Source organism: Nocardioides szechwanensis, assembly GCF_900103935.1.
Lineage (GTDB): Bacteria > Actinomycetota > Actinomycetes > Propionibacteriales > Nocardioidaceae > Nocardioides > Nocardioides szechwanensis.
Genome location: NZ_FNIC01000002.1, coordinates 1 through 17,724 on the forward strand (window position 1 = coordinate 1; position 17,724 = coordinate 17,724).

18 protein-coding genes are annotated in these 17,724 nt (G+C 71.6%); 13 read left to right on the forward strand and 5 right to left on the reverse strand.

The window, feature by feature from the left end; all coding sequences use genetic code 11:
* The 3 genes from BLR90_RS05210 to BLR90_RS20905 form a co-directional block, all read left to right on the forward strand.
* Positions 1-709: HNH endonuclease signature motif containing protein (locus tag BLR90_RS05210; protein ID WP_143016117.1), on the forward strand; the 709-nt coding region annotated here is incomplete at its 5' end.
* A gap of 164 nt (positions 710-873) precedes the next feature.
* Positions 874-1,068, forward strand: a complete 195-nt coding sequence (locus BLR90_RS05215) for a DUF726 domain-containing protein (protein WP_091023303.1) — start codon at positions 874-876, stop codon at positions 1,066-1,068.
* Positions 1,069-1,206: 138 nt separating this feature from the next.
* Complete coding sequence (locus BLR90_RS20905; protein WP_170254261.1) at positions 1,207-1,368, forward strand: hypothetical protein; 162 nt, start codon at positions 1,207-1,209, stop codon at positions 1,366-1,368.
* Here the strand turns inward: BLR90_RS20905 and BLR90_RS05220 are convergent.
* Positions 1,339-2,796 carry an MFS transporter gene (locus BLR90_RS05220; RefSeq protein ID WP_091023305.1) on the reverse strand — a complete coding sequence of 486 codons (1,458 nt, stop codon included), beginning with the start codon at positions 2,794-2,796 and terminating at the stop codon, positions 1,339-1,341. The two genes, BLR90_RS20905 and BLR90_RS05220, sit on opposite strands and share 30 nt — an antisense overlap.
* A gap of 121 nt (positions 2,797-2,917) precedes the next feature.
* Between BLR90_RS05220 and BLR90_RS05225 the strand changes: the two genes are divergently transcribed.
* Genes BLR90_RS05225 through BLR90_RS05240 form a run of 4 tightly spaced genes read left to right on the forward strand, consistent with a single transcriptional unit; the run spans position 2,918 to position 6,704 of the window.
* Positions 2,918-3,466, forward strand: a complete 549-nt coding sequence (locus BLR90_RS05225) for a TetR/AcrR family transcriptional regulator (RefSeq protein ID WP_091023307.1) — start codon at positions 2,918-2,920, stop codon at positions 3,464-3,466.
* 50 nt (positions 3,467-3,516) lie between these two features.
* A complete protein-coding gene (gene purL / locus BLR90_RS05230; RefSeq protein ID WP_091024451.1) occupies positions 3,517-5,757 on the forward strand; it encodes a phosphoribosylformylglycinamidine synthase subunit PurL in 2,241 nt (746 codons plus the stop codon).
* Positions 5,750-6,175: an alternative ribosome rescue aminoacyl-tRNA hydrolase ArfB gene (gene arfB / locus BLR90_RS05235; RefSeq protein WP_091023309.1), complete on the forward strand. Its 426-nt coding sequence runs from the start codon at positions 5,750-5,752 to the stop codon at positions 6,173-6,175. The genes purL and arfB overlap by 8 nt, the downstream gene beginning before the upstream one ends.
* 31 nt (positions 6,176-6,206) lie before the next feature.
* Complete coding sequence (locus BLR90_RS05240) at positions 6,207-6,704, forward strand: GNAT family N-acetyltransferase (RefSeq protein ID WP_143016118.1); 498 nt, start codon at positions 6,207-6,209, stop codon at positions 6,702-6,704.
* Positions 6,705-6,719: 15 nt separating this feature from the next.
* Here BLR90_RS05240 and BLR90_RS05245 read toward each other — a convergent pair whose 3' ends face one another.
* Positions 6,720-7,058, reverse strand: a complete 339-nt coding sequence (locus tag BLR90_RS05245) for a nuclear transport factor 2 family protein (RefSeq protein ID WP_091023313.1) — start codon at positions 7,056-7,058, stop codon at positions 6,720-6,722.
* A gap of 36 nt (positions 7,059-7,094) precedes the next feature.
* On the opposite strand from BLR90_RS05245, the gene BLR90_RS05250 reads away from it, so the two are divergent.
* Positions 7,095-7,919 carry an alpha/beta hydrolase gene (locus BLR90_RS05250; protein WP_091023315.1) on the forward strand — a complete coding sequence of 275 codons (825 nt, stop codon included), beginning with the start codon at positions 7,095-7,097 and terminating at the stop codon, positions 7,917-7,919.
* Positions 7,920-7,932: 13 nt separating this feature from the next.
* Here the strand turns inward: BLR90_RS05250 and BLR90_RS05255 are convergent, their stop codons facing one another.
* Together BLR90_RS05255 and BLR90_RS05260 are read right to left on the reverse strand one after the other, a co-directional pair.
* Positions 7,933-8,649: a hypothetical protein gene (locus BLR90_RS05255; RefSeq protein WP_245715168.1), complete on the reverse strand. Its 717-nt coding sequence runs from the start codon at positions 8,647-8,649 to the stop codon at positions 7,933-7,935.
* Between the two features lie 391 nt (positions 8,650-9,040).
* Positions 9,041-10,342, reverse strand: coding sequence for an MFS transporter (locus BLR90_RS05260; RefSeq protein WP_091023317.1), 1,302 nt, complete (start codon positions 10,340-10,342; stop codon positions 9,041-9,043).
* 67 nt (positions 10,343-10,409) lie between these two features.
* Here BLR90_RS05260 and BLR90_RS05265 point away from each other — a divergent pair, with 67 nt between their 5' ends.
* The 4 genes from BLR90_RS05265 to BLR90_RS05280 all read left to right on the forward strand — a co-directional run bounded on the left by BLR90_RS05265 (position 10,410) and on the right by BLR90_RS05280 (position 14,292).
* Positions 10,410-10,979 (forward strand): winged helix-turn-helix domain-containing protein, encoded by a 570-nt coding sequence (locus BLR90_RS05265; protein ID WP_091023319.1) that lies wholly within the window; start codon positions 10,410-10,412, stop codon positions 10,977-10,979.
* The gene (locus BLR90_RS05270; protein ID WP_091023321.1) at positions 10,979-11,314 is read left to right on the forward strand and encodes a sterol carrier family protein; all 336 of its coding nucleotides are present in this window, start codon (positions 10,979-10,981) and stop codon (positions 11,312-11,314) included. Before BLR90_RS05265 ends, BLR90_RS05270 begins: the two co-directional genes overlap by 1 nt.
* 79 nt (positions 11,315-11,393) lie before the next feature.
* Complete coding sequence (locus BLR90_RS05275; protein WP_091023322.1) at positions 11,394-12,752, forward strand: dipeptidase; 1,359 nt, start codon at positions 11,394-11,396, stop codon at positions 12,750-12,752.
* Between the two features lie 145 nt (positions 12,753-12,897).
* Positions 12,898-14,292: an FAD/NAD(P)-binding protein gene (locus tag BLR90_RS05280; RefSeq protein ID WP_245715169.1), complete on the forward strand. Its 1,395-nt coding sequence runs from the start codon at positions 12,898-12,900 to the stop codon at positions 14,290-14,292.
* Positions 14,293-14,297: 5 nt separating this feature from the next.
* On the opposite strand, the gene BLR90_RS05285 is transcribed toward BLR90_RS05280, so the two are convergent.
* The gene (locus BLR90_RS05285; protein ID WP_091023324.1) at positions 14,298-16,079 is read right to left on the reverse strand and encodes a sensor histidine kinase; all 1,782 of its coding nucleotides are present in this window, start codon (positions 16,077-16,079) and stop codon (positions 14,298-14,300) included.
* An 83-nt stretch (positions 16,080-16,162) separates the two neighbouring features.
* Here BLR90_RS05285 and purF point away from each other — a divergent pair, with 83 nt between their 5' ends.
* A complete protein-coding gene (gene purF / locus BLR90_RS05290) occupies positions 16,163-17,713 on the forward strand; it encodes an amidophosphoribosyltransferase (RefSeq protein WP_091023326.1) in 1,551 nt (516 codons plus the stop codon).
* The last annotated feature ends 11 nt before the right edge of the window (positions 17,714-17,724 follow it).

Here is a 17,724-nt window from a genome sequence, read left to right on the forward strand (position 1 = left end):
CGCCCCCGAGATCGGCGAGGCCGAAGAAGCCAGACAGCTCGCCGCCGAAGAGAAGAAGGCAGAGCAGGCCGCCCGGCTGACCATGCACGACGACGGCCACGGCCAGACCCACGGCCGGTTCACCCTCGGCACCGCCGAGGCCGACATGTTCCGCAAAGCCCTCCAGGCCCTGGCGTCACCCAGGGCCGGCGGCGAAGGGCTCTCCCCCCACGGCATGGGGCTGGCGTTCAGCGAGTACATCCGCCGCTACCCCACCGAGCAGCTCCCCGAAGCCGGTGGTGTCAGCGCGACCGTGGTCGTCACGATGACCCTCGAAACCCTCCTCGGCGGACTCAAGGCGGCCCAGCTCGACACCGGCACCAGGATCAGCCCCGGCCTCGCCCGCAAGATCGCCTGCGACGCCGGCGTCATCCCCGCCGTCCTCAGCGGCAAGAGCGAAGTCCTCGACGCCGGCCGCAGGCGCCGCTTCCACACCAAGGCCCAACGCATCGCCATGGCCGTGCGCGACAAAGGCTGCGCCGCTCACGGCTGCGAGAGACCCACCGCAGCCTGCCACGCCCACCACCTGGTCCAGTGGGCGAAGGGCGGCGGCACGTCCGTGAAAGGCGGCGTGCTCCTCTGCCCGAGACACCACACCCTCGCCCACCAGCAGGACTACGACCTCACCCATCGTCCCGGCGGCAAGATCACCTTCACCAGACGCGAATAGGCGACCGAGCTCCAGACAATCCCGCGCACAGCGGCATTCTTAACCTCGTGCCGAAGACTGTTATCGACTTCTCCCCCGTCGGCCGGCGCGGTGCGGGAGGTGCACCTCTTGGGAGCGGCAGTGGGCGCCGACGGCGACTGGAGTCGCCTCAACGGGGCGGGGCGGTGGGGCAGTTCGCCTACAACTACCACTCCCATGAGGACAAGGTGCTTCGGTTCTTCTACTCCCTGGCCCAGGCGGGCAAGAAGGCCGCAGGAGGCACCGGCATGGTGACGAAGCAGAAGAAGATCAAGAACGTGAACGTCACGCGCCAGGTCCCCGATCACTCCGCCTACTGCAAGGCGGTCTCGCTCAGGTAGCCCGCTCGGTCTGGCCCGTTCGGACTACCCCGGGCTAGACCGAACGGGCCGATTTCCCACAAACCACTTCCGTCACGCCCCTTCGGGGAGGACTCTCGGATCAGGGGACGGCGGGGGGCCGGACCCGGGGGGAGAGACATGAACACCATCTGGAACGACCCGCCGGTGCTCGGCATGACGCCGCTGTTCCACCTGGACCCGAGTCTGGGAGGTCCACCGCTGGTGACGCCGGACGGCCACTGGCGCTGGCAGCGCGACCACTGGGTCGCGCTAGACCTCTCGGGCCCGAGCGCCGCGTAGCCGGGGCAGCACCCCGGCGGCGATGACGAACGCGAGCGCCGCGAAGCTCGCCGACGTCAGGAAGGCCTCGCGGGCTCCCGGCAGGAACTCGCCGGGTACGGCGCCGGCCGCGTAGACCGACACGATCACCGCGACGCCCACCGCACTGCCGAGCTGCTGCGTGGTCTGGAGCAGCCCGGAGGCGGCACCGGCGTGCTCGGGCTCGACGTCCGCCAGGGCGATCGCGGTCACCGGCATGAACACCAGGCCGGCCGAGAGCCCGTTGAGCAGCATCGGCAGGAGTACGGCGCCGGCGTAGGAGCTGTCGGCCGCGACCTGGCTGAGCAGCACGAAGCTGGTCGTGAGGCCGAACGTGCCGGTCATGACCAGCGCCCGGGCGCCGAAGCGCGCCATCAGCCGGGGGGTGAACCGCGACACCGCGAAGATGCCGAGGCTCAGCGGGAGGAAGGCGAAGCCGGAGGCGAGCGGGCCGAAGCCCAGGACGCCCTGGATGTACTGGACGACCAGGAAGAACATCGACAGCTGCCCGCCCACCATCAGCGCCATCACCGAGAGGGCGGCGACGCGGCGCCGGTTGCGCAGCAGGTGCGGCTGGATCATCGGGTGGGCGACCCGGCGCTCGGTGAGGGCGAGTACGACGAGCAGCAGGGCGCCGATCGCGAACCCGCCGAGCGTGCGCGCCGAGGTCCAGCCGTGGTCCGGCGTACCGATCAGGGCCCAGACCAGCGAGACGGCACCGAGGGTGGCGGTGACGGCGCCGACGATGTCGAACCGTCCGGGGCGGCGCGGGGTCTCGGTGACGAAGCGCCGGGCGAGCGCGAGCACGACCAGGCCGATCGGCACGTTGATGAACAGGGTCCAGCGCCAGGACCCGATGTCGGTCACCAGTCCGCCGAGCAGCAGGCCGAGCGAGGCCCCGCCGGACGAGACCGCGGCGAAGAGGGCCAGGGCGCGGTTGCGCGCCGCCTCGTCGGGGGCGCTGGTCGTGAGGAGCGCCAGGACGCTGGGGGCGGCGAGCGCCGCGCCGACGCCCTGGGCCGCGCGCGCCGCGACCAGCTGACCCGGCGTCTGGGCCAGCCCGCCGAGCAGGGAGGCCACGGTGAAGAGCGTGAGCCCGACCTCGAAGAGCCGCAGCCGGCCGCGGACGTCGCCGAGACGGCCGCCCAGCAGAAGGAGCCCGCCGAACGCGAGCGTGTAGGCGTTGAGCACCCACGAGAGGGACGCCGGGCCGAAGCCGAGGTCGGCGTCGATGCGCGGGAGCGCGACGTTCACGACGGTGGCGTCGAGCACCAGCATCAGCTGGGCGACGAGCACGATCGCGATCCCGGTCGCGGCCCTCGTGGCGTCGGGCGGGAGGTCGGTGGGGAGCTCGGTGGGGAGCTCGGTGGTGGATCCAGTGACGGTGGGTGAGGACGTGTCGACGGACATTGGGTGAGTCCTGTTCTGGCTGAGTAAGCGGTGTACGCTAGATGTGGAGATCGACTCCGGTTGGCTCCACCACCATACGGAGACACTCTCCGCTTACGCAAGACCTGGAAGGAACTTTCTCGTGCGAGCCGATGCGAAGCGCAACTACGACCGCATCGTCGAGGTCGCCCGTGAGGTCTTCCGCGAGCAGGGGTACGACGCCTCGCTCGACCTGGTGGCCAAGCGCGCGGGCGTCGGTCCCGGCACGCTCTACCGACACTTCCCCCAGCGCGAGAACCTCATCGACGCGATCATGCAGAGCTGGGTCGACCGGGTCGAGGAGGGCGCCGCCAAGGCGCTCGTCCGCGAGGGAACGCCGCGCGAGGTGCTGCTGGCGTGGTTCGAGACCTACGTCGCGCTGATCAGCCTGCACAAGGGCGGACCCGCCAAGATCACCTCCGCGATGGGCAACTCCGACTCCCCGATCGCCACCAAGTGCCAGGTCCTCACGCGGGCCAACGACCAGGTGGTCGAGCGCCTCCGACAGGAGGGTGCCCTGCGCGACGGCGTCGACTCGGTGCAGATGGTGCGCCTGGTCGGCGGTGTGGCGACCGTGGCTGACCAGGGTGACCTGGACCCGACCGTCGTACGCCCGTTGCTCGCGGTCGTCGCCGACGGACTGCTGCGCTGAGCAGACGGGCACGCCGGTAGATTGACGCCGTGCCCGAGACCCGCCTCCCTCTGCTCGACACCGTCTCCGTCGCCGCCGACGACCCCGGGCGCGAGCAGCCCTGGAGCGACCTGGGGCTCAAGGCCGACGAGTACGCCGAGATCCGCCAGATCCTGGGCCGTCGGCCGACGAGCGCCGAGCTGGCGATGTACTCCGTCATGTGGAGCGAGCACTGCTCCTACAAGAGCTCCAAGGTGCACCTCAAGCAGTTCTCCGAGATCCCCCAAGAGACGCCGATCGGCAAGATGCTGGCCGGCATCGGCGAGAACGCCGGCGTGATCGACGTCGGCCAGGGTTACGCCGTCACGTTCAAGATCGAGTCGCACAACCACCCGTCGTACGTCGAGCCCTACCAGGGCGCCGCGACCGGTGTCGGCGGCATCGTGCGCGACATCCTCGCGATGGGCGCCCGGCCGGTCGCCGTGATGGACCCGCTGCGCTTCGGCCCGCTCGACGCCGATGACACCCACCGCGTGCTGCCCGGGGTCGTGGCCGGCGTCGGTGGCTACGGCAACTGCCTGGGCCTGCCCAACATCGGCGGCGAGGTCGTCTTCGACGAGACCTACCTCGGCAACCCGCTGGTCAACGCCCTGTGCGTCGGCGTGCTCCGCCACGAGGACCTCCACCTCGCCAAGGCGTCCGGCGCGGGCAACCAGGTGATCCTCTACGGCGCCAAGACCGGCGGCGACGGCATCGGCGGCGTGAGCATCCTCGCGTCGGAGACGTTCGAGGACACCGGCCCCGCCAAGCGGCCCAGCGTCCAGGTCGGCGACCCCTTCATGGAGAAGCTGCTCATCGAGTGCACTCTCGAGATCTTCGCGGCCGGCCTGGTGGCCGGCATCCAGGACCTCGGCGGCGCCGGTCTCTCGTGCGCCACCTCCGAGCTGGCCTCGGCCGGTGACGGCGGCATGTACGTCGAGCTCGACCGGGTCCCCCTGCGCGACTCGACGCTCGCGCCGGAAGAGATCCTGATGAGCGAGTCGCAGGAGCGCATGATGGCCGTCGTCGAGCCCGACGACGTCGCCGCGTTCCTCGCGATCTGCGCCAAGTGGGAGGTCGACGCCACCGTCGTCGGCGAGGTCACCGACACCGGCCGGCTCCAGATCGACTGGCACGGCGAGCGGGTCGTCGACGTACCCCCGCGCTCCGTCGCCCACGACGGCCCCACCTACCAGCGGCCGTTCGCGCGGCCCGACTCCCAGGACCTGCTCCAGGGTGACGTCGCCGAGGCCCTGATGCGGCCGGCCACGGGCGACGAGCTCGCGGCGACCCTGCTGCGGCTGGTCGCCTCGCCCAACCTGTGCGACAAGTCGTGGGTCACCGACCAGTACGACCGCTACGTGCGCGGCAACACCGTCCTCGCCCAGCCCAGCGACAGCGGGATGATCCGGATCGACGAGGAGACCAACCTCGGGGTCGCGGTCTCGACCGACTGCAACGGCCGCTTCGCGCGCCTGGACCCGTACGCCGGCGCGCAGCTGGCGCTCGCGGAGTCCTACCGCAACGTTGCGACCAGCGGCGCCGTCCCGCTGGCGATCTCCGACTGCCTCAACTTCGGCTCGCCCGAGGACCCCGCGGTCATGTGGCAGTTCGCGGAGGCCTGCCGTGGCCTCAAGGACGGCTGCCTCGAGCTGGGCATCCCGGTGACCGGCGGCAACGTCAGCCTCTACAACCAGACCGGCGAGACGGCGATCCTGCCGACGCCGGTCGTCGCAGTGCTCGGCGTGATCCAGGACGTCACCCGCCGTACGCCGTCGGCGTTCGAGGCCGCCGACGAGCGGGTCTTCCTGCTCGGCGAGACCCGCGAGGAGCTGTCCGGCTCCGAGTGGGCGCACGTTGTGCACCGCCACCTCGGCGGGCTGCCGCCGAAGGTCGACCTCGCGTGCGAGAAGTCGCTGGCCGAGCTCTTGCACGAGGCCGTCGGCCTGGTGACCAGCGCGCACGACCTGTCCGACGGCGGCCTGGCGCAGGCGCTCGTCGAGGCCTCGCTCCAGCACGACGTCGGGGTCACCGTCACGCTGACCGACGACGCGTTCGTGGGGCTCTTCTCCGAGTCGGCGGCCCGGGTCCTCGTGACCGTGCCGGACGGCGACGCCGACCGGCTTACGTCTCTCGCCGCGCGCCACGGCGTACCGCTGACGGAGCTGGGTCGCACCGGCGGCACCGAGCTGGTGGTCGAGGGGCAGTTCGCGCTGTCGTTGAGCGAGATCCGCGACGCCTGGTCGGCGACCCTGCCGGCAGCCCTTGGCTGACGACCTGGTCGTCTCGCGGTCGCTGGTCATCCCGGCGGCCGAGCTCTCCGAGCGCTTCTCGCGCTCGTCGGGGCCGGGCGGTCAGGGCGTCAACACCGCGGACACCCGCGTCGAGCTGTCCTTCGACCTGGGCGCGTCGCCGTCGCTGCCGGCGTACCTCCAGGAGCGGATGCTGTCGCGGCTCGCCTCCCGGCTGGTCGACGGCGTCGTGACGGTGACCGCGAGCGAGCACCGCACGCAGCTCGCCAACCGCCGCGCCGCCCGCGAGCGGCTCGCGTCGCTGCTGCGCGACGCCGCGCTGCCGCCATCACCAATGCGGCGGGCGACACGACCGACGCGGGGCTCCAAGGAGCGGCGCCTCGGCGCGAAGAAGCGCCGCGGCGAGATCAAGAAGGGCCGGCAGGGCCGCTTCGACTGAGTCACCTGAACGGAGGTTCTAGGTTGAGGACATGAGCCTGAGCCCGGGTCTTGGGTCCCTCCCAGCCATGCAGGTCGCCCCGCTGAGGCGAGAGCACGCGGTCGACGTCTGCACGTGGCGCTACGCCCCGCCCTACGCCTGCTACGACATGAACGAGGCGGACCCGGAGTGGTTGCTGCAACCGGAGTCGGGCTTCCATGCCCTGCTCGCGGGTGAACGACTGATCGGCTTCCGCTCGTTCGGCCCCGACGGGCAGGTGCCGGGCTGGGACTACGACGACCAGGCACTGGATACCGGGGGAGGGCTGCACCCTCAGCTGGTGGGACAGGGGCACGGGAGGCAGGCCATCTCAGCGGGGTTGGCCTTCGGTCGAGCACACTTCGCGCCCCAGGCGTTTCGCGTGACCGTGGCGACCTTCAATGCGCGTGCCCTGCGCACCGTGGAGGACTTGGGCTTCCATCGCATCGGTCGGTTCGACGCCGCGAGTGACGCGCTCAGCTTCGAGGTCCTCATCCGTCCTGAGCGTTGACGCTTCGCACCCAGCTCAGTCGAGCTCGATCGTGAGGTGCTCGACCAGGTCGCCGTCCCAGGTCAGTTGCATCACGCCGGTGCCGCCCCGGTGCCACTCGAAACGCACCACGTCGGTGCCGTCGCGCTCGGTGGCGTCGAGCAGCAGCATGGTGTCGGCGGGTGGGTCGGCGACGTACGCATCGAGGATCGCCAACCGCCCGCGCAGCGGCGGGACGGGGACACCGACGAAATCCATCGCGGCGTCGGGAGCGAACCACTCGCTGAACGCCTCCCAGTCACCGTTGGTGACCGCGGCGTTGAAGTGCAGGATGTGGCGATGGGCGCGGCGTTCGGCCTCGGAGTCCGAGCTCATGCCTGCCGACGATAGAACGCGAGAAGGGATGCGTCGATGCACCGCCGCACCTTGCTCGCCCTGCCCGCGCTCGGCGCGGTGGGTGCGCTGCTGGCCGCGTGCGGGAAGGATGCCCCCGTGAGGAAGCCCGACGGTCCCGGCGAGGGACGCATCGACTATGGCGACGACCCGAGCCAGTACGGCGAGCTGTACCTGCCCGAGGGCACCCCACGAGGCGTGGTCGTGGTGATCCACGGCGGTTTCTGGAAGTCGGCATACGACGCGTCGCTGGGGCGGCCGCTGGCCACCAGCCTGGCGGCGGAGGGCTGGGCCGCGTGGAACCTGGAGTACCGGCGCGTGGGCAACGGCGGCGGTGCGCCCGAGACCTTTGACGACGTGGCGGCCGGCATCGACCTTCTCGCCGACCTCGACCTGGACACCTCGACCGTCGTCACGCTGGGCCACTCCGCGGGCGGCCACCTTGCCGCGTGGGCCGCGACCCGGGGCCGCGACCAGGCGTGGCCGGAGCGGGTGCCGGTCACCGCCGTCGTGTCGCAGGCGGGCGTGCTCGACCTGCGGTCTGCCGCGGACGACAGCCTGGGCGGGGGTGCGGTGCAGGCGCTGCTCGGGCACGAGCCGACCGACGCCGACGACCGCTACGACCCGGTCCGGCAGCTGCCCGCCGGCGTACCGCTGTGGTGCGTGCACGGCGTCGACGACGCGATCGTGCCGCCGAGCCAGTCAGCGTCGTACGTCGAGCAGGCGCTCGCGGCGGGGGACCGCGCCGAGCTGGTCGAGGTCGAGGGCGACCACTTCGTGGTGATCGACCCGACCTCGGCCGCGTGGACGCGGATCCTCGGGATCCTCGACACGGTCGCGTGAGGCTCATCCAGGCTCAGGAGGGCGGCAGGGTCGAGATCTTCTGCCAGATCTTGCGCGACATCCCGGTGGTGAGCTCCTCGATGGAGTTGACCGTGTCGAGCACGACCGCGTCGCGCGACTCCTCGGCGCAGAGCGCCGCGGTCTTGCCGACGAGGCTCAGCAGCTCGGAGCAGTAGTCGAGGTAGCGCTCCATCTCGTCGCGGGTCAGCTCGAGCGGCTGGCTCACCGACGTCGGCGTGAACGACGGCCGCAGCTGCTCGGGGTCCTTGGTGAGCTGGTGCATGTCGATGATGTGCGCCGTCGAGCGGAGCTGGTGCAGCAGGGCCAGGGTGCGGCCGCGCTGGAGCCGCTCGGGGAAGCTCCAGAGGAAGTAGACCGCGATGCCCGCGAACACCAGGTCGTTGATCAGCGTCTCGATCAGGGGCAGTACGTCGAGCGAGCTGTTGATCCGCCCGTCGGCGCGCAGAGTGTCGTCCACCGCGAGGACGAGCGCGACCACGGTGCCGGTCAGGATCACCGCCATCACGACGCGCGATGCGACCCGGGCCGCGCGGATCCGGCCCTGGGTCGCGCCCGCTCCGGACTCGACCTCGTCGATGAGGATCAGCAGGTCCCCGGCCACCTTGCGCAGCCCCCGCTCCGGGAACCGTGCCGCGATCCGGTCCTGCAGCAGCGTCACCGTCGTGCGCACCGGCCCCGCCTCGAGCGGTTCGTGCAGATCCCTGGTCACGCTCGGCAGCCTAGAACGCTGACCCGTCGCAAACTGACCGCAGAACACGTTGACCCGCCCGAAAGTTTCGGGCGGGTCAACGGTGACTTCGGGTGGGTCAGCTGGAGGAGCGCATCGCCTTGAGGCCGACGGAGATCCCGGTGGCGGCGACGACGGCGGCACCGAGGAACCCATAGCCGATCGTGTCGGCGGAGAACATGCCGGCGTAGAGGGCGCGCTCGGCGTCGACGACGTAGGCCAGCGGGTTGAGGTCGGCGGCGACCTGGAGCCAGCGGGGCGCGCCGTCGAGGGGCAGCAGTACGCCGGTGGCTGCCTGCTCGCGATGAGCGTCGACGACCCGCAGTGGCCGGTGATGGTGCTCGCGCAGGTCGGCGTCGACTTCGAGGTGCTGTCACCCGACGAGCTCAGGGTCGAGGTCGCGCGCGTCAGTGAGTGCTTCGGGCGCGCTGTCGGCTGACCCGGCCCACTCCGACGGCCACTCCGACGGTCGGGGCACCGACCGCACCGCGCGGCTCGACGTCGGCACGAGCGCCACGAGCGCGCACAGCCCGGTGATCGCCGCGACCGCCACCTGGCCGCCCCACAGCGACAGCGTGAGCCCGGCGACTACGGGTGCCAGCGGCATCGCCGACATGCCCACGAACTGCGAGGCCGACTGCACGCGGCCGAGCAGGTCCGGCGGGGTGATCGAGAGCCGGTAGGACTGGATGCCCGCGTTGCCGGCGGGGTTGAGGAAGACGCCCGCGGACAGCGCGGCCGCGACGACGGCCGGGTGGTTCCAGAAGATCATCGGGACGCTGAGCGGCACGAAGCTCCAGGCGATCACCACCGTGAGCCGACCGGTCGGCGTCCGCTCGATCAGCCACGGCGCGGCAAGGGCGCCGAGGATGCCGCAGGCGCCGGCCGCGGTGGAGACCAGGGCGATCGCCACCGGCTCGAAACCGCCCTGGATCAGCCGCAGGATCGCCACGAAGAACAGTGCGTTGACCGCGAGGTTGGACAGCGCGCCCCACACCGTCAGCACCCGGAAGAACGGGTGTCGCACGATGAACCCGATCCCCTCTTTCAGGTCCTGGCCGACGCGTCGCCGCGGACCGTCGTACGCCGGGGGGCTGAGGTCGGCCTTGATCCGGCCGAGCAGCACCCACGACACCGCGAAGGTGACGGCGTCGACCGCGAACGGCAGCCACCGCGTCACCGCGAAGAGCAGGCCGCCGATCGGGGCGCCGACCAGGCCGGCGACGTGCTGGCGGGCCTGGTTCTGGGACAGGGCGGTGGGCAGGTCGTCGGTCGGTACGAGGGCCCGCACCGCCGCCATCTCCGACGGCGCGAACAGGCCCGCGGCCGCGCCGGTGAGCAGCGCGACTGCGAGCAGGTGGGGGAGCGCGATCGTGCCGAGCGCGCCGGCGACGGTGAGCGAGACGTAGAGCAGCACGCCGGCGGCGCTGGCGCCGCGCATCAGGCGGCGCCGGTCGACGCGGTCGGCGAGCACGCCCGCGGGCAGCAGGGTCGCGGCGAAGCCGCCCAGGTAGAGGGCCTCGGCGGCGGCCGCGTGGAGGGCCGAGCCACTGATCGCGTAGGCGACCAGGGGGAAGACGAACATGCTGATCTGGCTGCCCAGCTCGCTCACGGTCTGACCGATCCAGAGGTGAGTGAAGTCGCGGTTGCGGGCGAGCGCGCGGTAGCTGGTCATATCCGCAGCCTTACATGCGCAACATATGTTGCGCAATAGAACGTGCGGAACTTGCTAGGGTGGCGGCATGTCCGACAGGCAGGTGCACGACCCGACCGTGCTGCGCGCGATCGCCCACCCGACCCGCAACCGGATCCTCGGCGAGCTGGGAGCGGGCGGTCCGATGCGCGCGGCCGACATCGCCCGGGAGCTGGGCATCCCCGCCAACCGCGCGAGCTTCCACCTGCGGCAGCTGGCGAAGTACGGCCTGATCGAGGAGGACGCAGCGGCCGCGCGCGACAGGCGTGACCGGGTGTGGAGGGTCTCGGCCGGTGCCGACCTCGACGTCAACCTCGGCGCGATCGAGGACGCGCCCGGGGGCAAGGCTGCCGCGGGCGTGTTCCGGCGCTCGGCGCAGAGCTGGGGCCACCACATCGTCGACACGGCGCTGTCCGCCGAGAAGTCACCGGAGGCCTATCGCTCCACCAGTGAGAACGCGCTCAAGCTGACCAAGGACGAGGCGCGCGAGCTCAGCGTCGCGCTCCAGGGCCTGGTGGAGGAGTGGTACGAGCGCACCCGCGCCGACGCCGCGCCGGACCGACGTACCTATCTCCTCTACTCGGTGCTCCAGCCCTACCCCGACGTGACGGAGCCCTGATGGCGCCGCGGCTCAAGGTCCTCCCGCCGGACGCCCTCGCCGCCGCCGTCGAGTCCGACGACTGGCGCGCGCTGACCAAGCACTACCTGGCGGTGCTCGAGCAGCGGGCGCCCGGCCACTCGGTCGAGGTGCGCGTCCCGCCGTACGCCGCGGTCCAGGTGATCCCCGGCGTGCGCCACACGCGCGGCACCCCGCCCGCCGTCATCGAGATGGACGCCGCCACCTGGGTGGCCCTCGCCTCCGGTGCGCTCACCTGGTCCGACGCCGATGCCGCCGGCCGGGTCCGGGCCAGCGGTGAGCGCGCCGACCTCTCGCTCTACCTCCCACTGGGGTAGTACGGAACGAAATCGACCTCCAGACCCCCGATCGAGGTCGATTGCGTTCCGTACTTTCCGGCTGAGTAGGTTGGCTGGCATGAGTGACGACATCCGCGCGAAGGTGACCGAGCTGCTCCCGCAGATCCGCAAGGACCTCGAGGACCTGGTCCGGATCCAGTCGGTCAGTGCCGACCCGGCCCGTGCGTCCGAGGTGCAGCGCAGTGCAGAGGCGGTCGCCGAGCTGTTCCGTGCGGAGAACTTCGACACCGTCGAGATCGTGAGCGCGGCCGCGGACGGCACCGCCCCGGCGGTGATCGCGCACAAGAGCGGGCCCGAGGGTGCGCCGACCGTCCTGCTCTACGCCCACCACGACGTCCAGCCCGAGAACGACCACGGCGAGTGGGACTCGCCGCCGTGGGAGCCGACGGAGCGCATGACGCCGGCGGGGGCCAGGCTCTACGGACGCGGGGCCGCCGATGACAAGGCCGGCATCGCCGCCCACCTCGGCGCCCTGCGGGTCTTCGGCGACGACCTCCCGGTTAGCGTCACGATGTTCATCGAGGGTGAGGAGGAGGTCGGCTCCGACACCCTGCCCGCCCTGCTCAAGGAGCACCACGACAAGCTGCGGGCCGACGTGATCGTGATCGCCGACTCCGGCAACTGGGACATCGGCGAGCCCGCCCTCACCACCAGCCTGCGCGGCCTGGTCCGCGTCGACGTCGAGGTGCGCACGCTCACCCACGCGGTCCACTCCGGCATGTGGGGCGGGCTGGTCCCCGACTCGCTGATCGCGCTCAGCCGCCTGATCGCGAGCCTCCACGACGACGCCGGCGACGTCGCCATCGACGGCCTGGTCTCCACCCCCGCCGCCGACGTGACCTACCCCGAGGAGCGCCTCCGGGCAGAGTCCGGGGCTGTGCCGGGCATCGAGTGGATCGGCACCGGCTCGGTCGTCGAGCGTCTCTGGACCAAGCCCGCGCTCTCCATCACCGGCCTCGACGCGCCCAAGGTCGACGGCGCCAGCAACACCCTGGTCGCCTCCGCCCGCGCCAAGATCAGCCTGCGCGTGGCTCCCGGCGACACCTGCGCCAACGCGCTCAAGTGCCTCCAGGCCCACCTCGAGGCGCACGTCCCGTGGGGTGCCGAGCTGACCGTGACGCTCGTCGACACCGGCGAGGCCACCCGGATCGACGCCACCGGACCGGCGTACGACGCCGCCCGCGCCGCGTTCGAGGAGGCCTGGAACGGCGTCGCCCCCGTCGACATGGGCGTCGGCGGGTCGATCCCCTTCATCGCGGAGTTCCTCGACGCGTTCCCCGAGGCCAGCGTGCTGGTGACCGGCGTCGAGGACCCCGACACCCGCGCCCACGGCGCCAACGAGGGCCTGCACCTGGCCGAGTTCGAGCGGGTCGTGCTCGCCGAGGCCCTGCTCCTGCGCAACCTCGCCGCCGGCTGACTGTCAGAACCCGCCGAGTCGGCGCTTGTGCACGCACTTGGCGCCGACTCGGCGTCGTACAGGCATGCATTGGCGCCGACTCGGCGGGGCACCGTTCCACAGTGTCGCTTTCGCATCAACTCGATTGAGCCACTAGACTTTGGCCGTGGCCATCCTGTATCCGTCGAGTCCTCCTGCCCTTCCGACCTCCGCGCCCGCGACCCGGGTCGCGATCATCGGTGGGGGTGCCAGCGGCGTCCTGACCGCGGTCAACCTGCTTACCGCGCCGGGGGGTGCCGGTCTCGCGGTCACCATCCACGAGGCCTCGGGCATCGTGGGCCGGGGCATCGCCTACGGCACCTCCGACCCGCGGCACCTCCTCAACGTCCGCGCGCGGCACATGAGCGCCTGGCCCGACGTACCGTCCGACCTGCTGGAGTGGGCCGCCCGCACCGGGCGCGACGCCGACCCGCAGGGCTTCCTGCCCCGCGCCGACTACGCCGCCTACCTCCAGGACACCCTCGCGTCGGTGGCTGACCATCGGCTGACCGTGCGCGCCGGACGCGTCGACGACGTGGTGCCGCTGCCCGGCGGTGGCTACGAGATCCACACCGTCGACACCCGCTCCACGGCTGACTCGGTGATCCTGGCCTACGGCAACCAGGAACCCCGCGCCCTCCTGGTCGACGGCGACACGCTCCCGCCGGCGCCGTGGCACCTCGCCAACCCGTGGGAGCTCTCAGCGCTCCACCTTCTCCCCGGTGACTCGACGGCCGTGATCGTCGGCACCGGCCTGACCGCGATCGACACGGCCATCACGTTCCTCGAGGAACACCCGGGCCGGCGCGTGGTGATGACGAGCCGGCACGGGATGCTCCCGCACGCTCACGTCGGCCAGCAGTCCACCGCCTGGGTGACGCCCGCACCTGCGGGTCCGCTCACCGCGGACGGGCTCGCCGAGCACTACCGCCGGCAGGTCGCGGCCGCCGACGCCCAGGGCGTCGACTGGCGGGCCGTCGTCGACGGGCTGCGCCGGCAGACCCAGGCGCTCTGGCAGGGCCTCGACCTCGACGAGCGGCGCCGGTTCCTGGCCGTCCACGCCCGCCACTGGGAGGTACGCCGGCACCGGATGGCGCCCGAGGTCGCGGCGCGGCTCGAGGGCTACCAGGCCGAGGGTCGCCTCAGCGTCCTGTCCGGCGGTGTCACCAGGGTGGTCGACCGCGGCTCGCGGTGCGAGGTCCACCTCGGTGGCCTGGGTGCGCCCGTCCCGGCCGACGCCCTGGTCAACTGCACCGGCCCCTCCACCGACATCACGCGCAGCGGCGACCCGCTCCTGCTCGCGCTGCGCGAGCGCGGCCTGGCCACGCCCGACCCGCTCCACCTCGGCCTCGCCACCACCACCGACGGCCAGCTGGTCGACCCGCAGGGCCTGCCGGTGGCCGGCCTGTACGCCGTGGGCCCGCCGCGCAAGGGCGTGCTGTGGGAGTCGACCGCGATCCCCGAGATCCGCACCCAGGCGGCCGAGGTCGCCCGGGCCCACGTGACGGCCGGCCGGCGCTAGTCCGCTCAGGCCGCCGGTAGCCGCAGCGTGAACGTGCTGCCGACGCCGAGCTCGGACTCGACGGCGATGGACCCACCATGCCGCTCGACGATCCGGGCGACGATCGCCAGGCCGAGCCCGGTGCCGGACTGGGCTCGCGCTGCGGGGTCGGCGGAGCGGAAGAACTCCGTGAAGAGGTGCTGCTGGTCCTCCTCCGAGACGCCGATGCCCTGGTCGCGGCACACCACGACGACCTCGTCACCGTCGCGCTCGAGGGAGACCGACACGGTGGTGTCGGGCCGGCTGTACTTCACGGCGTTGCCGAGCAGGTTGGACAGTGCGCGGTCGATCTCCTCACCGTCGCCCTGGGCGGTCACCGGCTCCTCGGGTACGTCGAGCGTGACCGTCACTTTCGCGCGCTGAGCGGCGACCGCGGTGAGGTCGCGGAGGTCCTCGAGGATCGGTTGGAGCTCGACCGGCGCCGGGATCACGGGGTTGTCCGGGTCGCCGATCTTGGAGAGCAGCAGCAGGTCGTCGATGACCCGCTGGAGCCGTTGGGCGCCGCGGTCGATCGCGGACAGCGAGCGGCGGGTGCGGTCGCTGAGCTCGGGGGCGGACTCGAGGATCTCGAGGTGGCCGACGATCGCGGTCAGGGGGTTCTTGAGCTCGTGGGACACGGTCGCGATCAGCTGGCCCTTGTAGACGTCGAGAGCGGTCAGCTCCTTGACCAGGCGGTGCTCGCGGTCGAACGTGCGCGCGTTGAGGATCGCGCGGCCCAGGTCGTGCCCGATGTCGAGCGCCGCGGCGGCCTCGGTGGTCGACCACGTCGGCTGGCCCTCGACCCGGGTGAGCACCAGGTTGCCGACACAGGTCGACCCGGCCCCGACCGGCACGAACAGGAGCGCGGCGGTGCCGATCCGCTCCATGAACGCGTGGATCTGCGCCGACTGTTCGAGGGTCAGCACCTCGACGGGTCGGCCGAGCTCGATGAGCACCCACTGCTGAAGCGCCCACAGGTCGTGGGCGGCGTTCTCCGCGACCTTGATGAGTACGTCGGGAAGGACGATGTCGGCGCCCTGGGCACTGTGCAGCGCACCGGTGCCCAGCACGTCGTCGTCGAAGGTCTGGATCCAGCTGCCGCCGGCACGGAAGCCCTGCGTCAGGGCGGCGCCGCACTGCATGAGCAGGTCGTCGATGCGCAGCTGCACGCTCGCGTTGCGCACGATCTCGCGGGCCGTGGTGGCCAGCCGGATCTGCTCTGACAGCGCGTGCCGCTCCAGCGCCACGAGAACCGCGCGCTCGGCCTGGGCGGCGTACTTCTCCAGCATGGACCGCTGGCCCACGTCGGGACGCCGGCCGCTGACCGGGAGGTCGATCGACAGCAGGCCCACGACGGCGCCGGCGTCGTCCTCGAGCGGCGCGATCAGCAGGTCGAGGGGGTGCCAGGCATCGGGACCCTCCTCGGGGACGAAGTCGGGCACCCAGCCGTAGTCGTCGCCGCTGCCGCCCGCGCGGTCGTGGGGCACGAACTTGAACCGCCCCCAGTCGTCGGCGCGGGCCACCTCGTCGTGGATGACCTGCATGGGGGTGGCGGAGCCCATCAGCTGCTTGCGGGCCTCGTCGCTGCCGGCGACGGCCACGGCGCGCAGGGCCTCGCCCCGCACCACGCTGATGATGGCGACCTGGAAGCCGACCATCTCGGTGACGCCCTCGGCGATGAGCTGGACGGTCTCGCGGGAGAGGGGGTCGGACCAGCTTTCGGGGCCGGTGGATGGCCGGCCGTCGATCGGGTCAGCCTCGGGGGCCATCTCACCTCGCAACTCTCTTTACCTTCGGCCGCCATGCTACGACCGACACCACGTTTCGGCAGAGCATCTCCTAGAATCATGGCGTGCCCTACCTCAGCAGTCGTGGCCAGCGCCCAGGCGGAGACGGCCGGCTGACCGCGGCGCTCGATCCGCACGATCAAGGCCCCCAGGACGCCTGCGGCGTCTTCGGCGTCTGGGCGCCGGGCGAAGACGTCGCCAAGCTCACCTACTTCGGCCTATACGCGCTCCAGCACCGCGGCCAGGAGTCGGCCGGCATCGCCGTCAGCAACGGCCGCCAGATCCTGGTCTACAAGGACATGGGTCTCGTCTCGCAGGTCTTCGACGAGACCACTCTCAACTCCCTCAACGGACACCTCGCGATCGGGCACGCGCGCTACTCCACCACCGGTGCCAGCAACTGGGAGAACGCCCAGCCGACCTTTCGCCCCACCGCCGACGGCTCGATCGCGCTGGGTCACAACGGCAACCTGATCAACACCCACGACCTGGCCCAGCTCGTCGCCGACCTGCCCACCGACCCCGGTGAGCTCGACCTCCACGCGCGCAACCTCGAGTCGTCGACCAACGACACCGGCCTGGTGACGGCGCTGCTGGCCCACCACCCCGACACGTCCCTCGAGCAGCGAGCACTCGACGTACTCCCGCTCCTGAAGGGCGCCTTCTCCTTCGTCTGGATGAACGAGAACACCCTGTACGCAGCCCGCGACCCGCAGGGCATCCGGCCGCTGGTCCTCGGCCGCCTCGACCGCGGCTGGGTGGTCGCCTCCGAGGACGCCGCCCTCGCGACCATCGGCGCGAGCGTCGTGCGCGAGGTCGAGCCCGGCGAGATGCTCGTCATCGACGACCAGGGCCTGCGCTCCCGCACGTTCGCGGCCGCGGAGCCCAAGGGCTGCGTGTTCGAGTACGTCTACCTCGCCCGCCCCGACGCCACCATCGCCGGTCGCAGCGTGCACGAGTCGCGCGTCGAGATGGGCCGCGAGCTGGCCCGCCAGTTCCCCGTCGACGCCGACCTGGTGATCCCGGTGCCCGAGTCGGGCACGCCGGCCGCCGCCGGCTACGCCGAGGAGAGCGGCATCCCGTTCGGCCAGGGCTTCGTCAAGAACGCCTACGTCGGGCGCACGTTCATCCAGCCCAGCCAGACCCTGCGCCAGCTCGGCATCCGGCTCAAGCTCAACGCCCTCGAGCACATGATCCGCGGCAAGCGGATCGTGGTCGTCGACGACTCGATCGTGCGCGGCAACACCCAGCGGGCCCAGGTCCGGATGCTGCGCGAGGCCGGCGCCAAGGAGGTCCACGTGCGGATCTCCAGCCCGCCGGTGAAGTGGCCGTGCTTCTACGGCATCGACTTCGCGACCCGGGCCGAGCTGATCGCCAACGGGCTCACGCCCGAGGAGATCGCCGCCAGCGTGGGCGCCGACAGCCTCGGCTACATCTCGCTCGACGGGATGATCGACTCGACCAAGCAGGAGAAGACCCGGCTCTGCACGGCCTGCTTCACCGGTGAGTACCCCATCGAGCTGCCCGACGCGAGCCTGCTCGGCAAGCACCTGCTCGAGGCTACCCTCAGCTCCCCGACGTTGGGCAAGGCGCTCCCCGTCCTCAACAACCCCTGATCGGAACAACC

Excerpts from the sequence above, each read along its gene's own strand:
- BLR90_RS20905 (WP_170254261.1), top strand. The coding sequence starts at position 1,207 with ATGAACACCATCTGGAACGACCCGCCGGTGCTCGGCATGACGCCGCTG.
- BLR90_RS05220 (WP_091023305.1), bottom strand. The coding sequence starts at position 2,796 with ATGTCCGTCGACACGTCCTCACCCACCGTCACTGGATCCACCACCGAG.
- BLR90_RS05240 (WP_143016118.1), top strand. The coding sequence starts at position 6,207 with ATGAGCCTGAGCCCGGGTCTTGGGTCCCTCCCAGCCATGCAGGTCGCC.
- BLR90_RS05245 (WP_091023313.1), bottom strand. The coding sequence starts at position 7,058 with ATGAGCTCGGACTCCGAGGCCGAACGCCGCGCCCATCGCCACATCCTG.
- BLR90_RS05250 (WP_091023315.1), top strand. The coding sequence starts at position 7,095 with ATGCACCGCCGCACCTTGCTCGCCCTGCCCGCGCTCGGCGCGGTGGGT.
- BLR90_RS05260 (WP_091023317.1), bottom strand. The coding sequence starts at position 10,342 with ATGACCAGCTACCGCGCGCTCGCCCGCAACCGCGACTTCACTCACCTC.
- BLR90_RS05265 (WP_091023319.1), top strand. The coding sequence starts at position 10,410 with ATGTCCGACAGGCAGGTGCACGACCCGACCGTGCTGCGCGCGATCGCC.
- BLR90_RS05270 (WP_091023321.1), top strand. The coding sequence starts at position 10,979 with ATGGCGCCGCGGCTCAAGGTCCTCCCGCCGGACGCCCTCGCCGCCGCC.
- BLR90_RS05275 (WP_091023322.1), top strand. The coding sequence starts at position 11,394 with ATGAGTGACGACATCCGCGCGAAGGTGACCGAGCTGCTCCCGCAGATC.
- BLR90_RS05285 (WP_091023324.1), bottom strand. The coding sequence starts at position 16,079 with ATGGCCCCCGAGGCTGACCCGATCGACGGCCGGCCATCCACCGGCCCC.